The organism is Paenibacillus rubinfantis, from assembly GCF_001486505.1.
GTDB lineage: Bacteria > Bacillota > Bacilli > Paenibacillales > Paenibacillaceae > Fontibacillus > Fontibacillus rubinfantis.
Genome location: NZ_LN909066.1, coordinates 512,926 through 530,745 on the forward strand (window position 1 = coordinate 512,926; position 17,820 = coordinate 530,745).

Consider the following 17,820-nt stretch of genomic DNA (forward strand, 5'->3'; position numbering starts at 1 on the left):
TCAATGCGGGGCGTAAATCATCAGAATATGATCGAAACCAATAAGTTTCTCATCCTCAAAACCATCGCAACCTCTGGCCCAATATCCAGAATCGAGCTGAGCAAACAAACCCAGCTGAGCAAAATGACCATCACTTCGCTGATTGCTGATTTTTTGGAGGAAGGCATCGTACGCGAATGCGGGACGAGCGCTTCAACCTCGGGCCGGCGTCCGACCTTGTTGGAGGTGGTCCCCGACAGTTTGCTGACCCTGGGCATCAGCGTAGGGCGGGACTATTTGCAGGTTGGAGTAATCAATCTGACCGGCGCTATTGTTCTTCACAATCAGGTGCCGATCGGGCAATTTACGACCGAGGACAGCTTTCTAAGCGGCTTGCTGGCGATGTGCGAGGTGATTCTCCAAAATGTCCCCATTGAGAAGGTCTGGGGCATCGGGATCGCGAGTATTGGCCCGATCAATATGACGGAAGGCGTTATCATCGATCCGCCGGATTTTAATATCGACATCATCCATATCGTTCCCCGGTTAAAGGAGCGTTGGAATCTCCCGGTTTATATTGAAAACGATATGGCGGTATCCGCCCTGGCGGAGATGTATTACGGAGGCGGGAAGCAGTATAACAACTTCGTGTATGTGGGGGTCACGGCCGGGATCGGCGGGGGAGTCATTCTCAATCAGCGCTTGTATACCGGCACGAATGGGCTAGCCTCGATTATCGGGCATATGATTGTGCAGACGGATGGGGAGTTATGCGCCTGCGGGCAGCACGGTTGCTTGGAGGCCATGAGCAGCGTACGCGCAACCCTCCATTGGGCGCATCAGAATGGCGCACCGCACGATATGGACTGGATGCAACTGCTGCTCAAGGCCGAAGCCGGCGATGCGATCTGCTCCGCCGCGTTGGAACGGATGAATCGTTATCTGCTGAGCGGCCTGATCAATATCGTAAATCTATATGACCCGGAGTGTATCTTTATCGGGGGCGACCTGTGGTTCGCCAAAGACCCGCTGTTTCAGCATTTTGAGCAGGAGGTTAATGCCCGCATCATCGCCGCAGGCAACCGCCGTAAAGTCCAGGTCGCCCGTTCCAAATTCCCTGGAAATGCGTTCTTCATCGGCACCGCCGCCCTCGTTATGGAAAACAACCTCGAGTACCGTAGGGTGAATGGGAACGGATGAGGCGACGGCCTTGACCATGCCGTGAGAATAAAAAATCGCCTATATCCTGGCCAAGTGGTCAAGATACAGGCTATCTTTTATTACTCCGTTTTTATTATTCCACTCCCCATTAAAGGACAAGCTTTATGCCGATGAGTTGCTCACTTAACGTCCAGAGACGATCCGCATCTGCCTCATTAACAGCCCATTCGGATACCCCTGGCGTGTGTGGCGTATCTGTAATGCCTGCAATATCCCCATTCTCGCAATAGACGCCACCCATGCCATCCAACTGAGGATGGGCGGCACACCATACGATTGTGGCTGCCCCTTCTTCCATTGTTTTGATTTCATCCGTATACGCAGCGAAAGCGCGTTCTCCCCGCTCATTTAGGGCGCCCATGGCTCTTAATTCATCCTCGCTTAAATAACGGGCCAAATCCGTCTCTGCAATCGTTCCAGGATGGACGGAAAATGCTCGTACACCATGAGCTTTCCCCCTCTTATCCAGTCCCACCGCAAACAATGCATTAGCGGTCTTGGATTGTGCATAAGCAATCCATTTATCATAATCGCGCGTATTAAAATGGGGGTCCTCAAAATCAAAAGCACTCAGTTGCAAAGCGCGCGACGATACCGAAACAACTCTTGCGCCCTCTCCCCTTTTTAGTGCCGGCCATAGCTTTAAAACAAGATGAAAATGTCCTAGATGATTTGTGGCCAACTGAGATTCATACCCCCTTGAATCGCGAACTAGCGGAGAGGCCATAACACCTGCCGAATTGATCAGAATGTGTAATGGTCGATCAGAGGCTATAAACCGATTAGCAAACTCATCGATGGACACCGGATCCATAAGATCCATCTGCTCGAGCTCCAGTTTAGGAATCTCTTTGAGAGCCTCACGTGCTTTATCAAGATTACGAGTGGGCACGATGATCGTTGCTCCTGCGGAAGCAAGGGCTTTAACGGCTTCCAAGCCTAACCCGGAATAACCTCCTGTCACGATCGCATTTTTTCCCTCCAGGTTCAATCCACTGATTACATCTAGTGCGGTTGTCCTTGGCCCGAAACCGGAAAATATAGGTTTTTGAAGCTCTAAATGCTTTGGCATTGTCATATCAGCAGCCTCCAGGATGTTATAAATTGGGTTGTAAAAAAGAAGATGCGGCGATTTCTAGTATCAGGTAAACTTAGCTCGCCTTGAGGAACACTATATCAGGTATTCGGAAATGATATAAGAAGGCTATTTTATTTCATATGCTTTAGGAAAATAAAGCTCCTATCCTTCTGTTCGCTTGAAGAGATAGACGACCCAAAGCAACAATGGAATAACAACAGCGCATATCGGGACAACAAACAAGTTCCATAATTGAAAGAACACTTTCATGTAAGTTGGCCCATGTAAGTTCAAGGCTATCACCATAATCGTAGGGATGACAAACCAAACCATCCGCTTCCAGTTTTTAAGTTTCAACCATTGAGACATTTCATAACTCGCGACAAAAGCAAAGCAAGATAATTTGATCACGGTACCGAATATGGCGATAAATATAAAGAAAACATCCAAATTCTGGATGAAATCCATAATATCAATCGCTCTTATCATTACAAAAATAGGAGTATTCAGTTTCATCGTTAGTTCAGGGCCTAAAACCATGGTACACATCATCATTGCTAATGTAACTAAAAGCGACGCCATTCCAGCAGCAGCCGCAGAATACGATGGCACTTGTTTGGGATCGGACATAAATGAGGACAATACCAACAGAATAACCGCTTGTCCCCCAAGCAATGGAGCAAAAGGAACCATCCCTTGTAATATCGTAATTCCTCCGTGATCAACATATATGGGCAATAACCTCTCTACTCGGATATTGCTCCAATTTAAAATAAAACTTAAAAAAGTAAGGAAGTAGAGGATCGGCCCCGTAATTTCGCTAAATCGGCCAATGTTCGCAATTCCCCCATAAGTTAAATAAAAGGTTATGCTAATCAATACGACCATGATCGCCCATGTTGGCGTTCCGTTTAGGAGTATACTTTGTATAAAATCAACCTGTGCACGAACCACAACGGAGGTAATTCCGATAAAGGCGCAAAAATAGGGTAAAGTGATGATTCTTCCCAACCACTTACCGAGAAGCTTTCGACATACCTGAAACAAAGATTGACCCGGATGTAGGCGTGCCAACCTGCCCAGAAGGATCGTAATAAGCACTCCTGCTACTCCTGACGCCAGCAAGGATATCCATGCATCTTGGTGCACAATCGAAATCGTTGGAGTTAACACAACACCGATTGCCATAACGGAATAAATCGTTGCAAGCATCCAAAATAGCTGTGAACCTTTTATTTTCACGGATCGTCTTCTCCTCATGATTCAATCCAGGTTAATATTTCATCGATCGATTGGCTTGCCCAGGGTCATCGCATCTAACATTAATACTCATCGAAATCTGGAGCTCGGGAAAAATACGTTCCCAATGCTCTTGATGGACCTTCCATTGCTTTGGCAGCTGGTGATGAACCTTTTCCCCAAACCCAAAGATATCGGTCCGATACTTCTCTTGAACCATGGCAACAAGATTCATGACCTCTTGCTTTATAGTTTTCTGAAGTTCCTTCTCGATGATTTGAAGGTCCGCAGCTTTAGTGGGGTCAAGGTCCGTATTATTCTCGACGATGGTTCCCTTCCCGGTCAGTTGGATATGGATTTGGATATCATCGCCGGACATTTGAGCACGAATCTGACTTTTCAAAAAATTCAAAATCACACTTAAATTGTTCTCCTTCTCTCGAATGGAAAAGATATAAACAAAACTGTCTTGCCTGTTCGTAATCCAATTCGCGTAGGCGGATTCCTGACTGTCCAGGAACCCAACCAATTTCAAATGGTTATTGTTGTTGAAAATGGCAGATCCGACGTAATGGGGCTTCGAAGAAGGCGATAAGCCGATAGCTGGCACCAACGGGTGAATACCACGGCTTAAAGAGTCAGCCAGCAAATCCCGGAAATAAGTATGTCTGATATGTAAGATTTCCTCTTGCCGCGTCAGCGATGTTTGAGTGAAGGAGTCAAAGATGGGATCCGAAGTAAAAATATCTTTGGCTCGTCCATCCTTCACAACAAATACTTTCGATCGCAGTTCTGATTTGGGATTACGGACGATCTCGTCGAGCAGGTTATCTATCCCGTGTTCAGCCATTTTCTGTCCGATCAGCAATACCTCTCGATGTCCTACAAACATCTCTCTGGAAAGTTCATTTTGTAAATGATGCAAACTGTCATATAGACTTGTGCCGCTTGCACTCATGGTTAGAAAAGCCCTGTTCCCCTTTGCTCCCCCACCTGCATCTAGCCCTCCCGAATTTGCGGGTATAGCGATTTGGGTCGTAACTAGAATATGTCCGTTTTCCTCGATATCCCATCCATCTCCCAAATTAAAGGCGAGGTGGTCGGGTTCATTTAAAGTCCAGCAACCGGTTATGGAACACATCAGGAATATGATTGAGCTAACCTTTAATGTTAATTTCATCGTGATCCACCTATTCGTCGGATTTGGACTTTGTAAGCTTGCGAGGGTAACGGACCACCCAATCTTTAATCCATCCGTTAACCAGCGGCGCCACCGGGGTGAGATAAGGGACACCAAATGGACTTAACCGGGTCAGATGCGCTAAGATGACGATCATTCCGGCCGCCAAGCCAAACAAACCGAACATTCCGGTTAGAATGATTAACGGAAACCGCAGCATTCGCAGCGGAAATCCAAATCGATAGCGTGGAACGATAAAGGATGCGATACCAGCAAAGGAGACAACAATAACAATTGGCGCAGAGATAATACCGGCGCGTACTGCGGCCTCCCCGATGACAAGCGCTCCAACGATGCTAACGAGCGGACCAATCGTTTTTGGCAAGCGGATGCCAGCCTCCCGTAACCCTTCAAAAACAACCTCCATCATAAAAACCTCAATAATGGTTGGAAACGGCGCATGTTCTCGAAGTGATGCAATACTGATCATCAATTTTGTTGGAATCATCTCCTGATGATAATTGGTTAGCGCGATATAAAGAGCTGAGGTGGTCGTCCCGAAGAGGATAAAGATAAAACGAAGCAAACGAGTCATGAAGACGTACATCGAGCGTTCATAATAATCATCCGGCGCTTGCAGTCCAGTCCAGAAAGTCATCGGAACAGACAAGGCAAATGGGGTACCATCGGTCAAAATAGCTACTTTTCCCTCTAGCAATCCGGAAGCAATAACGTCGGGTCTTTCACTATTTAACATTTGCGGAAATGGAGTTAGATGCGTATCTTCGATTGCTTCCTCGATATACCCGGACTCAAGGATTCCTTTCGTGTCAATTTGACCGACGCGAAAAAGAACTTCTTCCAGCAGCTTAGGTTCCACAATATCTTCGATATAGGCAATAACGACGTCCGTTTTCGTTAAAGTACCAAGGGTAACGGATTTCATTTTGAGCTTTGGCGTTGTAATGATTCGGCGAAGCAGTGTTGTGTTAGTACGGAGGTTTTCCGTAAAGCTTTCTCTGGGACCACGTAATGTTGGTTCAGATGAAGACTCTTCAATACTGCGGGATTCGACTTGTTTCATATTGGCCAAGCATGCGATTGCCTCGCCATCGGCTAGGAGAGCAACGCTTCCTTTTAGAATACGTTCAACCGTCGCTTCGACATCAAAAAGCTTGGAAATCTGCATGACAGAGAAAAGCTCTTGTTCGCACATATATGTAATACTGTCGATCGTACCAAGACCTTGGGGAACCCCCTCGTAGATTAAAGGTTTGAGGACATTGGATTCGAAGGTTTCGGTATTGATCATCCCATCGACATAAATCATGAGAAGTTTGGTGTGCCCGCGGATCGTTAATTCTCGAAAAACGACATCTGAACATTCCTGGAACATGGCTTTGAAGATGATTTCGTTTTCATGGATATCTGGACTCATTTTCTTTTGCGGCATGTCTGTTGTCCTCGTTTTTGATACAAGTTTTACCACGGGGCGGGCGATTCAAACACTTATGTACAAAAAGCGCATGTTTTTTTCACTTAAAAACAAAATGATCAACATAGACCACTTGCCCAATATCTTTTGGGCACTAGTGAAGCCGCATTGATCCAACGGGAAAGCTATTTTATAGTTCAATTCTGCGCAAAAAAAAGTGTGCTACGACCTATCAAGGTCCTAGCACACTTTTCCTGTTTATGATCTATTTCCTTACGAGCACTTGCTGTATCCGCAGTTGCTGCAGGTCTTGCAGCCCTCGATGTTGATCAGCGAGGCCGAGCCGCAGGACGGGCAGAGGTCGCGGGAGGTTGCCGGTGCGCTGCCGTGGTTGTGGTCGCCGTGCGAACCGCTCGCGGTGCCATGATCCTGTGCAGTTTCCTCATGATGCGCGATCGTTGCTGCCACTGGCGCCGGATCATGATCGCCGTAAGGTCCGTTTTGCACGTGCGTTTCCAGCGCTTTAGCAACGGCGTCCGCGATCGATTCAACGCGATTTGGACCAAAGCCGATGGCACCTGTGCCGCCGATGCCTTTGAGATGCTTGATCAGCAGCTCCACCTTCTCGCCATGATCCCCGTAACGCAGGAACAGCGAGCAGACGCGGCCGAGCGCTTCCGCCATCGCAAACACATCGGAACCGGCTTTCCCTACGTTCAGGAAGATTTCCCCCGGAATACCGTTCAAATCGTTGATCGTGATATATGCCATGCCAAATGGCGTGTTGATTTTATACGTTGCGCCATGCAGCACTTGCGGGCGTCTCTTGTATTGCTCGCCTGTTTTTGGGCTGCTGGCCTGAATCGAAGCGCTAGCCGGTTGTTCCGCTGGAGCCGGAGCTGCCGAAGCTTCTGGAGCTGCCGCTTCCTCTTTCTTCTCTTCCTTCTTCTCCGTTTGCAGAACCTGCACGTCGCGGCTGCCGTCGCGATAAATCGTTACGCCTTTGCAGCCCAGATCGAAGGCCAGCTCATACAGACGTTTCGTTTCTTCTACCGTGAAGTCGGATGGGCAGTTCGCTGTTTTGGAGATGGAGCTGTCAACCCAACGCTGAATCGCCGCTTGCACGCGGATATGATCCTCCGCCGACAAATTCATCGCGGTGACGAAGTAATCCGGCAGTTCTTCCCCTGGATGTGCGTCCATCCACTCTTGTGCGATCGGCACGAACTGCTCGTCGAAGCCGAGACGGCTTTGACGGTAATATTTGAAGGCAAAATACGGTTCGATCCCGGTCGAGGTTCCAACCATCGTGCCTGTGCTGCCGGTTGGCGCCTGGGTGATGATCGTGACGTTGCGGACTCCTTTCGAGCGGACCGCTTCGCCAACTTCCGGATATACCTCAGTCATCACTTTCATGAATCCACTTTGCAAATATTTGTCCGCTTCAAAAGCCGGGAACGAGCCTTTCTCTTCTGCGATGTCCGCGGACGCCAGGTACGCTTCCTTCGCGATGAAACCATACAATTTATCGAGGAATTCCAGCGATTCCGGGCTGCCGTAACGGATGTTCAGCTTGATCATCAGCTCGGCCAGACCCATCGTTCCGAGGCCGACGCGGCGCTCTTTCTTCTGGTTCTTCTCGTTTTCTTCAAAATGATATGGCGTTTTGTTGATAACGTTATCCAGGAAACGGACCGAGTAACGCGTTGTTGTCGCCAGTTCGTCCCAAGCGACGTCATGCTTCTCTTCGTCATAGAACTTGGACAAGTTCATCGCCGACAGGTTGCAGACGCCCCAGCCCGGCAAGCCCTGCTCCCCGCACGGATTTGTGCAGATGATCGGGTTAAAATACCAGCTGTTGGACATTTGGTTGTAGTATTCCATAAATACGACGCCCGGCTCGGCGGATTTCCAGGCAGATTCGATGATCGTGTGCCAGATCTCACGCGCTTTGACGGTGCGGTAATGGATGACTTTACGGCCATCCGCTTTCCATTTATCGAGGTCGCCGTCCCACACTTCGTTGTAGTCCTCATAAGTCGTATCCGGGAATACCAGCTCCCAATCGAGGTCTTTCTTAACGGCTTCCATAAAGCTGTTGCTCACGCATACCGACAGGTTGGCATTGGTCACTTGGCCCATGGTTTGCTTGACGGTGATGAAGTCCAACACGTCCGGATGCCAATCGTTGATCATCAGCATCAGCGCGCCGCGACGGCTGCCGCCTTGCTCGATCAATCCGGTGGTGTAGCTGAACAATCCGCCCCAGGATACGGCCCCGCTCGAAGAGCCGTTTACGCCTTTAACGACCGCACGGCGCGGACGCAAGGAGCTCAGGTTGATCCCTACGCCGCCGCCGCGAGCCATGATCTCGGTCATTTCCGACAGAGTTTCCATGATGCCGCCGCGGCTGTCTTTTGGCGATGGAATCACATAGCAGTTAAACAGAGTCAGCTCGTCGCTAGCCCCGGCTCCCGCTGCGATCCGGCCGCCCGGTACCAGCTTCCAATCGTCCAAAATATAGCGGAACTTCTCCTGCCATTCCTTCTGCAGCTCCGGCGTTTCCTCCACGGAAGCCATCGCTTTGGCCAGGCGGTCCCACATTTCTTCAGGGGTTTTCTCGATATTGAGGGTTAACTTCTCGACGTCAGACTCCACCAGTTCGCCCCGGCGGGTCTTGACCGTCACCTTACGCCCTTTACGAGCAACGACTTCGCCGACTTCCTTCGTCGGGAACTTCGGATCGTCCTTCGTAAGCACGAGGACAACGTCGCCAACCTTGGCATGACTAGGATCCGCGTCTTTCCAAGCGTACCGGTCCAAGAAGATTTTTTCGCTTAGCCCCTCAAGGCGCTGTTTCTGCACAGTTTTCAAAGAAAACACCCTCCTAAAAGTTTGGTTCAGAGATCTTTCAATATATCGGTCATCCGCGCCGTTTCCTAAAGGTCAAAAACGGGCGAAAAAAACGAAAAAAGCGCTGTTTCAAGCCGAAATTCGCCTGCTTGAAAACCGCTGTGCACACCCTATAAACGTATTATTATATGTATAAATCACAATATATTGTGTGCGATTACCATTATACTATACAATATCTCGTTGTCACCGATGGCCAGGTTGAAATTTTAGGCTTTATTCCGAATGCTGCTCGCCCAAACACCCGTTTGCTCCGATTCTCTCTATTTTTTGGACCCAAATCTTTGAAACCGTCATGTAACCATTTCCATTTCAAGCGGGGATTGGGGTCTTGGGTACACTCGGGGCCGCTTTGCACGATGATCCCTTTGAGTAAGGCGGTAAGGTGGACGGGTACGATTCGCTTATCTTAGTGCTGTCAGCTGATTCAACGGGATCATCCGGCAAAGCGCCCGCCAAATAGGATCGGATCTCTCCAAAGTTATGAACTCCTCCTTTTTCGTCCATACTACACCTACGTCTGCAACAAGCCCGCGGTATGGCCTGATTCGCATCCTTTCGTAGCCGCCATAGAGCTAGACAAATACGCACCTAAAGGGAGGTTTTACATCATGAATCCTCATCCCCCCGGCCCTTTTTCCGATCCGGCCGCACTGCCGGACTTGCCAACCGCTGTTCCCGTCGAATTCGACCGAAGCTGGTTTAATGACCTCGAGACCCGACATGAAAAAGGCGGCCCCTGGGACGATTGGAAGCTGTTTAACCTTGCCCTTGAGGCCGAGACCGCTTCGCTTGTCACGAGCTTTGAGGAAATGCAGTGTTTGAAGCACTTACAAAGCGTAACCCCGCTGCCCCACCAAACCGAGACCGCCCGCAAGGTTCTGTTCGAAATGCGCGGACGGGCCATTCTAGCCGATGAGGTAGGTCTTGGCAAAACGATCGAAGCGGGTTTGATTTTAAAGGAATATATCGTACGTGGATTAGTAAAAAAAGCATTGATTCTGGTGCCAGCCTCTCTAGTGCTGCAATGGGTTCGGGAGCTGAACCAGAAGTTTGGCATTCCGGCCGTCGCTCAAAAGAAAGAGCATTCCTGGCACAATGACGTGGTCGTCGCGTCGATGGATACCGCAAAGCGCGACCCGCATAAGAACATTTTACTGAGCAATGAATACGATTTGGTCATCGTGGATGAAGCCCACAAGCTGAAGAACAAGAAAACAACCAACTACCAGTTCATGCTGCAGTTGCGAAAAAAATATTGCCTCCTGCTCACGGCCACCCCGGTGCAAAACGACTTGGGCGAGCTGTTTAACCTGATCACGCTGCTGAAGCCGGGCCAATTGGGCGGGCAAAGCGAGTTTGCCGCCAATTTCGTCGTTGACAAGCGGTTGCCGAAAAACGAGGGGCAGTTGAAGGATGAGCTGGCCAAGGTGATGATCCGCAACCGGCGCGGCGACGGTGAACTGGAGTTCACGAAACGGATCGTTCGCAACATTGACGTGGAGCTCTCCCAGGAGGAGAAGAACCTGTACGACGGGGTTACTTCCTTCATTAAAGATCAGTACAACGCCGCCGGCGGCGACCTCAACAGCATGCTCTCGCTCGTTACTTTGCAGCGTGAGGTGTGCAGCAGCCGCGACGCCGTCTTCGTCACGTTGGTGAACCTGTCGAAGAAGCTGGCCCCCGACTCCCCGATCCGCGACAGGATTTGGGATCTCGTTGACCTGATCCGTCAGATCAAGGCCAACAGCAAAGCGGAGAAAGCGATGGAGCTGATCCGCGAAATGAACGATAAGGTGATCGTGTTCACCGAATATCGGGCCACGCAGGAATATTTGCTGAAATATTTTCGCGACCGTGGCATGACGGCGGTGCCATATCGGGGCGGGATGAACCGCGGCAAAAAAGATTGGATGATGGACCTGTTCCGCGGCCGGGCTCAGGTCATGATCGCAACCGAAGCCGGAGGCGAAGGGATCAACCTGCAGTTTTGCCATCAGATGATCAACTTTGACCTGCCTTGGAACCCGATGCGGGTCGAGCAGCGAATCGGCCGCGTCCACCGATTGGGACAAACCAATGACGTCAATATCTATAATCTGTCCACGAAAGGCACGATTGAAGAGCATATTCTCCACCTGCTGCATGAGAAGATTAATATGTTCGAGATGGTGATCGGGCATCTGGATGTCATTCTGGAACGGTTCGAGAAGCAGCATTCGCTGGAAAAAAGCATTTACCAAATCATCCTCGAATCCGGCAGCGACGAAGAAATCGCCAGCCGCGTCGATTCGCTGGGACACGAATTCCATACGATTAAATCCGAGCTGGATGCGGAAGCCGAAGGAAACGAGAACGAAGGCGGCCTGCAGCAGCTGTTAGGGGGTTGATCCGCGGTTATGTCCATGACCCGAGAACAGATTCGCGATTATGTCCTGACGTATCTGGAAGCGACGGAATGCCAGTTTCTTGAAAAATCGCCGCATCACGTCACAGTGAAGCTCTCCCCCCGCGCCGATCGCGATTTGACGAATCGCCCTTATTATTGGGGGTTTATCGAACGAACCGGGGCGGAGCCGGAGACGATGTCGTTTTCGTTTGTTTTTGACCCGGAGGCGCTCCAAGCCGCGGAAGCGGCAAAGGCAGCCCAGGACAATCCAAGCTTAGGTCCGCAGCAGCAAATGGAAGCCGCACAGGAGGACACGCTGCTCGGACGCTACTTTGGCGCGGTTCGACCGCTGCCGGTGCTTGGCCCCGGGCGGATTCAGCGTGAGGAGCTGGCGTTTGGCAGCCCGCGGCTCAAGCAAATCTTCGAAGCGGCGCGAAGAGGCGGCCGATATGTGTACTTATTTGAAGAGCCGGGGCAGCGCCAGCGGATGGCCTTGCTGCCCGCCGCCTATGAGCCTTGGCTGGGCGTCTGCTTCAAGGTGGAGTTCTGCTGCGATATGAAGCGCGAGGAGCTGCATTTTTACGGTGTATCCCTGCTGACAGGTGCGGTAGATGAATCGTTTCAGACCCGGATCGCTGCCAAGCCGCTGGTTCCCCGCCTGCCGGAAAACGTTCATATCGAACCCACCCAGCTGTCCCTAGATGCCGCACGTACGGCGCTTGAGCAGCGTCTCGCCGAGCGGATCGCCGCCTATGATGACACCTGGGCGCAGGAGGCCCGTGAGCGGCTTAACGACGAGCTGGCGTTAATCGACGCCTATTACAAGGATCTCGTCAAGGATCCCGAACCCGAGCGGGCGCAAGGCGCAAGCGAGCAATACGAATCAAGACGGGATGAAATCCGCTGGCAGTATGAGCCGAGAATTGTCGTATCCGCCTTGGGCTGCGGCATCTTTCATCTGCGTTCGCCGCGGTGACGAGAATACAACCTTTTCTCGCTAAAAGACCGCAAAAATAGAAGCCGTTTGCCGCTAAACCGCGCGACAGGTTGCAACATCCTTTTTGGACCGGCTTCGGTACAATGGACAAGCAATCACAAAACCAAACTTAGGATGCCAGACGAATGGTCAGGGAGGCGAATTCATGCCACAACCACGCTTAGCTCCATCTAAACTATCGATCACCTGCAAAATCTTTTTATGCGCAAGCATCTTATATAGCGCAGCCGGCGCGGGCTTGCCGACGGCGGGCGGGCCCGGCGGGCTAAGCGCGCTGGGACAAGCAGGCGGGCGGCTACGCGCCGCCGCGGCTGGCCTCCGGCAGCCGCGATCCCCTATCGCCCGCCCCTATTGTCTATACGTCATCCCGCTTCGACCCCTACGACAACCTGTTATGGATGACGGCCAAGCCTTTGACGTTGAAGCCGGATTCCTTCATCGGGAAGCTAAAAGCCAGCCGACAGCTCGTCTACGCGGCTTCCGGAGCCGAGCGCACTTATTCCTTTCCTCTTCCGGTCTACGGCTATCAAACCTGGACGAACGGCGACCCTTCGGCGTCAACGTCCACCGAAGCCGAAGCCGTTTACGTCGTCACCGGCACCGATACCACCATCCGGGTGATCGCGCTGGATGCCTTGATGGCCAGCGGTAAATTCGTCACTTTCTAGAAATAAGAGTACAGAAAAGAGCACGGCCATTAGCTGGCCGTGCTCTTTTTGGCTTTTACCGCCGAACCCGTACCTCCCTCTGCAGCGGCCCCGGCCGTCAGCCGCGCCGGTCCGCTGAGCAACTGGCGCAGGCTGTCCAGATTGGTCAGCACCGTGCCGGCGATAATTGTTCCCCCGCCCAGTACCGCAAACCATCCCGCCGTTTCTCCGTAGAACAACACACCAATCGTCATCGCGATCAAGGGCGAGACGTACAGCCAAGTCGATGGAAACACCGGGTTGGTCTTCGCCACCAGCCAATAAAACAGGCTATGCCCCACCATCGAACCCACCACAGTCAGATATAAGAGCGAGCCTAACGTGGACGGCTGCAGAAAGACCTCGGCCGACACCCGCTCGGTGAAAGCCGACAGGATCAAGAGCAGCAAGCCCCCGTATATCATTTGCGCGGCGTTAAGTGCGATCGGCGACTCCCCCGCATAACTTTGGGTGACTCGTTTGGTGTACAGGGCACCGATCGAATACAGCACTTCCCCGGTCAAAATTGCCGCGCAGCCCATTGCCCAGCGAGGACCGGCCTGCGCCGAAATCATATTGGGCAGCACAAGCAGCATCACGCCGGACAAGCCGATGAGGATCCCCAGGACGGCCCGTCGGGTCGTTTTTAGCCGGAGCACGATCATCTGCATCAACACAATCATCAGCGGCCCTGTAGCCGATAAGACCGCAGCGACGCCGGAGGTTACGTATTGCTCCGCCCAGTACAGAAATGAAAACGTCCCGAAGGTCAGCAACGCCCCCGTCACCAGCATCTCCCTGCGCAGCAGCAAGGACCACGCGGCCTTTTTTCTCCAAACCATCCACAGAAACAGAATCGCCCCCGCGGCAAAAAAACGGAACCCCGCCGAGAAAAACGGCGGCGCCGCATGATCCACGCCGATTTTTATCGCTAAAAACGTCGTGCCGAACACGAGACACACGATTAAATAGTTGACCACGATCATCGAGATCTTCCCCTTTCGCCTACTGAACTGTATCATACAGGAAAGAAGACAGAACAGATGGGTCTTCGCAGAACAGATGCTTAGGCGTTTCGCATAAAATGGATTCATGGTGCAAGGAGGGAAGGCGATGAATGCAAGTCCAAAGCCGGAAGAATCCGGCAAGATTCTCTATCCGCAAGTTTATGATTATATTTGGGATCGTATCCGTAGAGGGGACTGGAGAGCGCATGACAAGCTGCCCTCGGTGCGCGCGTTGGCCGGGGAACTGCAGCTCCACCGGTTAACCGTCTTTCGGGCATACGGCTTATTGAAAGAACACGGGATCGTTTACGTCAAGGAGAAGTCCGGTTATTACGTTTCTGGAGAACTGCCGTATGCAGATCCCGCCGAACCCCATGGTGAAACTACTACATTTTCTCTTCCAGCCACCGCTGGAGCCGGCGAGAAGCCGCTCCACGGCCCCCGGTATGGAGTTGGACGATTGCAAAACGCCTTAAACGAAATCCACCAAATCCCAGCCGTCTACTCGTTCTCCCAGGCGCTAATCGATCCGAACCTGCTGCCGAACCTGTTCCTGTCGGACCACGTGAAGCAGGTGTTCGACCGTTATCCCAAGCTGCTTGGCACCTACTCCTCCGTCCAGGGGGACGACGAGCTGCGGGAACTTCTCAGTGCGGATATGCAACGTAAGGATAAGCTTCAAGTCTCCGCCGACGAGCTGCTGATTACCACCGGCGGTCAGCAAGCGATCGATCTACTCGCCGGTGTGTTCCTTCGCCCCCTGGATTACGTCCTTGTGGAGCGCCCCACCTACAGCTCTGCACTCGACTGCTTCCGCCAGCGAGGCGCTCGTCTCCTCCCGGTGGAGATTCATCGGGACGGGTACGACCTCGACCTGGTCGAGGCTTGCCTGAAGCGCCATAAACCCCGGATGTTTTATATGAATCCAACGTTTCATAATCCAACGGGATTTACGGTTCCGGCGGCCCAACGCAAGCGGCTGGTGGAGCTGGCGGAGCGGTACGGCTGCCTGATCGTCGAAGATGATGCGGTTCATGACGTTTACTTCGATGCGCCACCTCCTCCACCTCTCTATTCCTATGATACGGAGGGTTGGGTCGTCTACCTGCGCAGCTTCAGCAAGTATTTGGCACCCGGGCTGCGCATTTGCGCCGTGGCCGCACGATCGGCCGTGATGGCCCCGCTGCTGACCGCTAAATCGCTGGCCGATAACGGCACGCCGCTCGTTAACCAGAAGCTGTTCCAGCATTGCTTCGAATCGGAGCGGCTCCAGCAGCACCTGGAGAAGCTCCGCACCGCGCTGCAAATGCGCCGGGACGTGATGGAGCAAGCACTTGGTGCCGGACCCGGCGCCTGGCAGTGGTATCGTCCGCAGGGCGGGTTGAACTTGTGGGTCCGCCTGCCCGATGGCATCACCGCGGATCAACTGCTCTCCGAGAGCGTCCGCAACGGGATCACGTTCGTTCCCGGAACGATCTGCGATTCGTTGGGTGAAATGAAAAGCTGGATTCGGCTCAGCTATTCGTTTGTGAATGAAACGCGGACGCGCGAAGGCATTCATACGCTGGTCCAGTTGGCTGAGCAACTGGCTCGTCATCGCGTATAAACCTAAAAACAGCCGCCTTCCCATTTTCAGGTCAGAAAGCAGCTGTTATCGTTGGATGGGGCCTTGGCCAGCTTATACCTCCCTAGAGTGGGGGGTATGCTCTTTCCTCCGGGCTTCCTTCTTCTTTGGCTTAGGAAGCTGTCCGGCCCATAAGGAGAGGGAGAATGGGATCATGCCAAACCAGCGCCGGGTCCACGGTTCCTTCACCTTGGACCGTTCGCGGCGCACTTCTCGCGGCATTTCTACGTAATCCACTACCCGTTCGGTGATGTATTTGACCAGCTCGTCGCCTTTGGCCATGGAGAAAAACTCCTTTCCAGCTTTGTCGTTCTTCGTTAGCTTTAGTTTGCTCCGATTCCCTCCACCTTAAACCCGCACGTCACCAGGCATCTATCCACTGCCGCAGATGCATGATTTCCCCGCCGCAGGTTCACTCTATAGGAGTAGACCCCCTGAAAGGTGAGACAAATGGGAAAGATGATACGAAGCCTGCTAGCGCTAATGATGACGGTCTCCACTGTCCTGGGACTCGGGATTCCCCCGGCTGCGGCGGATGAAGGCAAAGACCTCAGGCACGCCTTCCCCGAGCCGGTAATCCTGATCGATGCCGGTCACGGCGGAATTGACGGAGGCACGTCTTATGAACAAATTCTGGAAAAGGATATCAATCTCGAAATCGGTCGACGGCTTTACGTCGTCCTAAGAAGTCACGGCTACCGCACCATTCTCAATCGGACAGGAGATTACGCTTTAAGCGACGACAATCGCTGGCTGCGAAGCCGCTCGCGGCACCTCCGGGATTTGGCGCAACGCAAGGAGCTCAGCGAACAGCTTCCCGCTTCGATCGTTGTCAGCCTGCATGTCAACTGGGGCCGGAACGCTTCGAAACGCGGGCCGCTGGTCCTCCATCAAAATGAAGGACGCAGCGCGTTGCTGGCCGCTTCGATTCAGCGGTCACTGGAACGCTTCTACCGGCTGGACGCCCCCCGAACTCCGGAGCTCGGCAAGCCGTTTTATTTACTAAACCATATCGATTGCCCGGCCGTCATCGTAGAGACAGGTTTCCTCAGCAACGCTGAAGACCGCGCGATTCTGACGAACCGGCGCGGTCAACAGAGAATTGCCGAAGCATTGTATCACGGCATTACCGAATATTTTACGGTAATGTAAACCCCGGTCCCGGCTGAACGCCGGGGCTGATTTGTTCCCGGGCCAGTTCGCTGATCCCGATGAACTGGATGCCTTCCGCCTGTAAGATCGGGATGTTCTTTCTCAGTGCGGCCGCCGTTTGCTTGCCCTGGATACCCACATGCCCGATGGTCACGCAGCTGTCGCGGTTTTCTTTCTCCAACAAAGCAAGGACTTGCTTTAGTTGTCCGGTGACATGCTCTACGCTGCCCACATCGTCCAAGAAGACATCATTTTCAATTCGAGGCAATCCCTTTTGTACGCTTAAACGTGGGATGACAGACCGGTAGTTGGTTTTGCTGTCCACGAAAAATAACCCCCGCTCGCGGCAAACGTCCAAAATTACCGACATCACGCGTTCGTCCCCGGTCACCTTCGAGCCCATATGGTTGTTCATCCCAACGGCATAAGGGACTTGTTCAATCGCTGCTTCGACCCTTTGACGAATCTCCTCATCCGTCATGTTCGAGAGAATCGCCCCGGGGCCAAGCCACTCCGGCTTACCTTGCTTCGGCTCCATTGGCAGATGGATGATCACGTCATGCCCGCGTTCATGCGCCCGCCGTGCATCCTCCTGCGTGGTTTCCAGAAACGGCATGACGGCAACAGTTAATTTGATCGGAAGATCCAGGATCTCGTCCGTCCCGTCCATCCGATTGCCCAAATCGTCGATAATAATCGCGAGCTTATGGGCTGACCGTGTCCGTTGGCTGTCCGCTGTTGCTTCCGTCTTCTGCCCATCTGCATTATCCGGTCGTGTGGTCTCTTCCGGTACACCGGCAAACGAAGCGGCTCGTCCGCTGGCAGGAGTCGTCAGCAGCAAGGCTGCCAGGCAAGACACCGCCAGCATCGGCAACCTTCGAACCACGCCTTTGAAAATGGACATTCGAACTCCCTCCTTT

14 protein-coding genes are annotated in these 17,820 nt (G+C 52.4%); 6 read left to right on the plus strand and 8 right to left on the minus strand.

Translation table 11 applies throughout. The features are described 5' to 3' along the window. Nucleotides 1-3: 3 nt before the first annotated feature. On the plus strand, nucleotides 4-1,179 hold the full coding sequence (locus tag BN3277_RS19890; protein WP_059045726.1) for an ROK family transcriptional regulator: 1,176 nt from the start codon (nucleotides 4-6) through the stop codon (nucleotides 1,177-1,179). A 109-nt stretch (nucleotides 1,180-1,288) separates the two neighbouring features. Here BN3277_RS19890 and BN3277_RS19895 read toward each other — a convergent pair whose 3' ends face one another. The 5 genes from BN3277_RS19895 to BN3277_RS19915 all read right to left on the minus strand — a co-directional run bounded on the left by BN3277_RS19895 (nucleotide 1,289) and on the right by BN3277_RS19915 (nucleotide 9,006). Next, complete coding sequence (locus tag BN3277_RS19895; protein WP_059045728.1) at nucleotides 1,289-2,278, minus strand: SDR family NAD(P)-dependent oxidoreductase; 990 nt, start codon at nucleotides 2,276-2,278, stop codon at nucleotides 1,289-1,291. A gap of 162 nt (nucleotides 2,279-2,440) precedes the next feature. Further along, nucleotides 2,441-3,520: a GerAB/ArcD/ProY family transporter gene (locus tag BN3277_RS19900; protein ID WP_059045729.1), complete on the minus strand. Its 1,080-nt coding sequence runs from the start codon at nucleotides 3,518-3,520 to the stop codon at nucleotides 2,441-2,443. A gap of 31 nt (nucleotides 3,521-3,551) precedes the next feature. Continuing rightward, on the minus strand, nucleotides 3,552-4,697 hold the full coding sequence (locus BN3277_RS19905) for a Ger(x)C family spore germination protein (protein WP_059045731.1): 1,146 nt from the start codon (nucleotides 4,695-4,697) through the stop codon (nucleotides 3,552-3,554). Between the two features lie 10 nt (nucleotides 4,698-4,707). Beyond that, on the minus strand, nucleotides 4,708-6,150 hold the full coding sequence (locus tag BN3277_RS19910) for a spore germination protein (protein ID WP_059045733.1): 1,443 nt from the start codon (nucleotides 6,148-6,150) through the stop codon (nucleotides 4,708-4,710). Between the two features lie 255 nt (nucleotides 6,151-6,405). Continuing rightward, the gene (locus BN3277_RS19915) at nucleotides 6,406-9,006 is read right to left on the minus strand and encodes an adenosylcobalamin-dependent ribonucleoside-diphosphate reductase (protein ID WP_059045734.1); all 2,601 of its coding nucleotides are present in this window, start codon (nucleotides 9,004-9,006) and stop codon (nucleotides 6,406-6,408) included. A 650-nt stretch (nucleotides 9,007-9,656) separates the two neighbouring features. Here BN3277_RS19915 and BN3277_RS19920 point away from each other — a divergent pair. The 3 genes from BN3277_RS19920 to BN3277_RS19930 all read left to right on the plus strand — a co-directional run bounded on the left by BN3277_RS19920 (nucleotide 9,657) and on the right by BN3277_RS19930 (nucleotide 13,099). Then, nucleotides 9,657-11,435, plus strand: a complete 1,779-nt coding sequence (locus tag BN3277_RS19920) for a DEAD/DEAH box helicase (protein WP_059045736.1) — start codon at nucleotides 9,657-9,659, stop codon at nucleotides 11,433-11,435. Nucleotides 11,436-11,444: 9 nt separating this feature from the next. Further along, entirely contained in the window at nucleotides 11,445-12,410 is a 966-nt protein-coding gene (locus BN3277_RS19925) for a YqhG family protein (RefSeq protein WP_059045738.1), read from the plus strand. A gap of 419 nt (nucleotides 12,411-12,829) precedes the next feature. After that, entirely contained in the window at nucleotides 12,830-13,099 is a 270-nt protein-coding gene (locus BN3277_RS19930) for a hypothetical protein (protein ID WP_148501095.1), read from the plus strand. Nucleotides 13,100-13,128: 29 nt separating this feature from the next. Here BN3277_RS19930 and BN3277_RS19935 read toward each other — a convergent pair whose 3' ends face one another. Next, nucleotides 13,129-14,103 carry a DMT family transporter gene (locus BN3277_RS19935; protein WP_059045740.1) on the minus strand — a complete coding sequence of 325 codons (975 nt, stop codon included), beginning with the start codon at nucleotides 14,101-14,103 and terminating at the stop codon, nucleotides 13,129-13,131. Between the two features lie 127 nt (nucleotides 14,104-14,230). On the opposite strand from BN3277_RS19935, the gene BN3277_RS19940 reads away from it, so the two are divergent. Beyond that, nucleotides 14,231-15,730, plus strand: a complete 1,500-nt coding sequence (locus BN3277_RS19940; RefSeq protein WP_059045742.1) for an aminotransferase-like domain-containing protein — start codon at nucleotides 14,231-14,233, stop codon at nucleotides 15,728-15,730. 72 nt (nucleotides 15,731-15,802) lie between these two features. Here BN3277_RS19940 and BN3277_RS19945 read toward each other — a convergent pair whose 3' ends face one another. Next, a complete protein-coding gene (locus BN3277_RS19945; protein WP_059045744.1) occupies nucleotides 15,803-16,030 on the minus strand; it encodes a YqzE family protein in 228 nt (75 codons plus the stop codon). Nucleotides 16,031-16,198: 168 nt separating this feature from the next. Between BN3277_RS19945 and BN3277_RS19950 the strand changes: the two genes are divergently transcribed. Then, a complete protein-coding gene (locus BN3277_RS19950; RefSeq protein WP_059045746.1) occupies nucleotides 16,199-16,900 on the plus strand; it encodes an N-acetylmuramoyl-L-alanine amidase family protein in 702 nt (233 codons plus the stop codon). On the opposite strand, the gene BN3277_RS19955 is transcribed toward BN3277_RS19950, so the two are convergent. Then, nucleotides 16,887-17,804, minus strand: coding sequence for a divergent polysaccharide deacetylase family protein (locus BN3277_RS19955; protein WP_059045748.1), 918 nt, complete (start codon nucleotides 17,802-17,804; stop codon nucleotides 16,887-16,889). The two genes, BN3277_RS19950 and BN3277_RS19955, sit on opposite strands and share 14 nt — an antisense overlap. Nucleotides 17,805-17,820 lie beyond the last annotated feature (16 nt).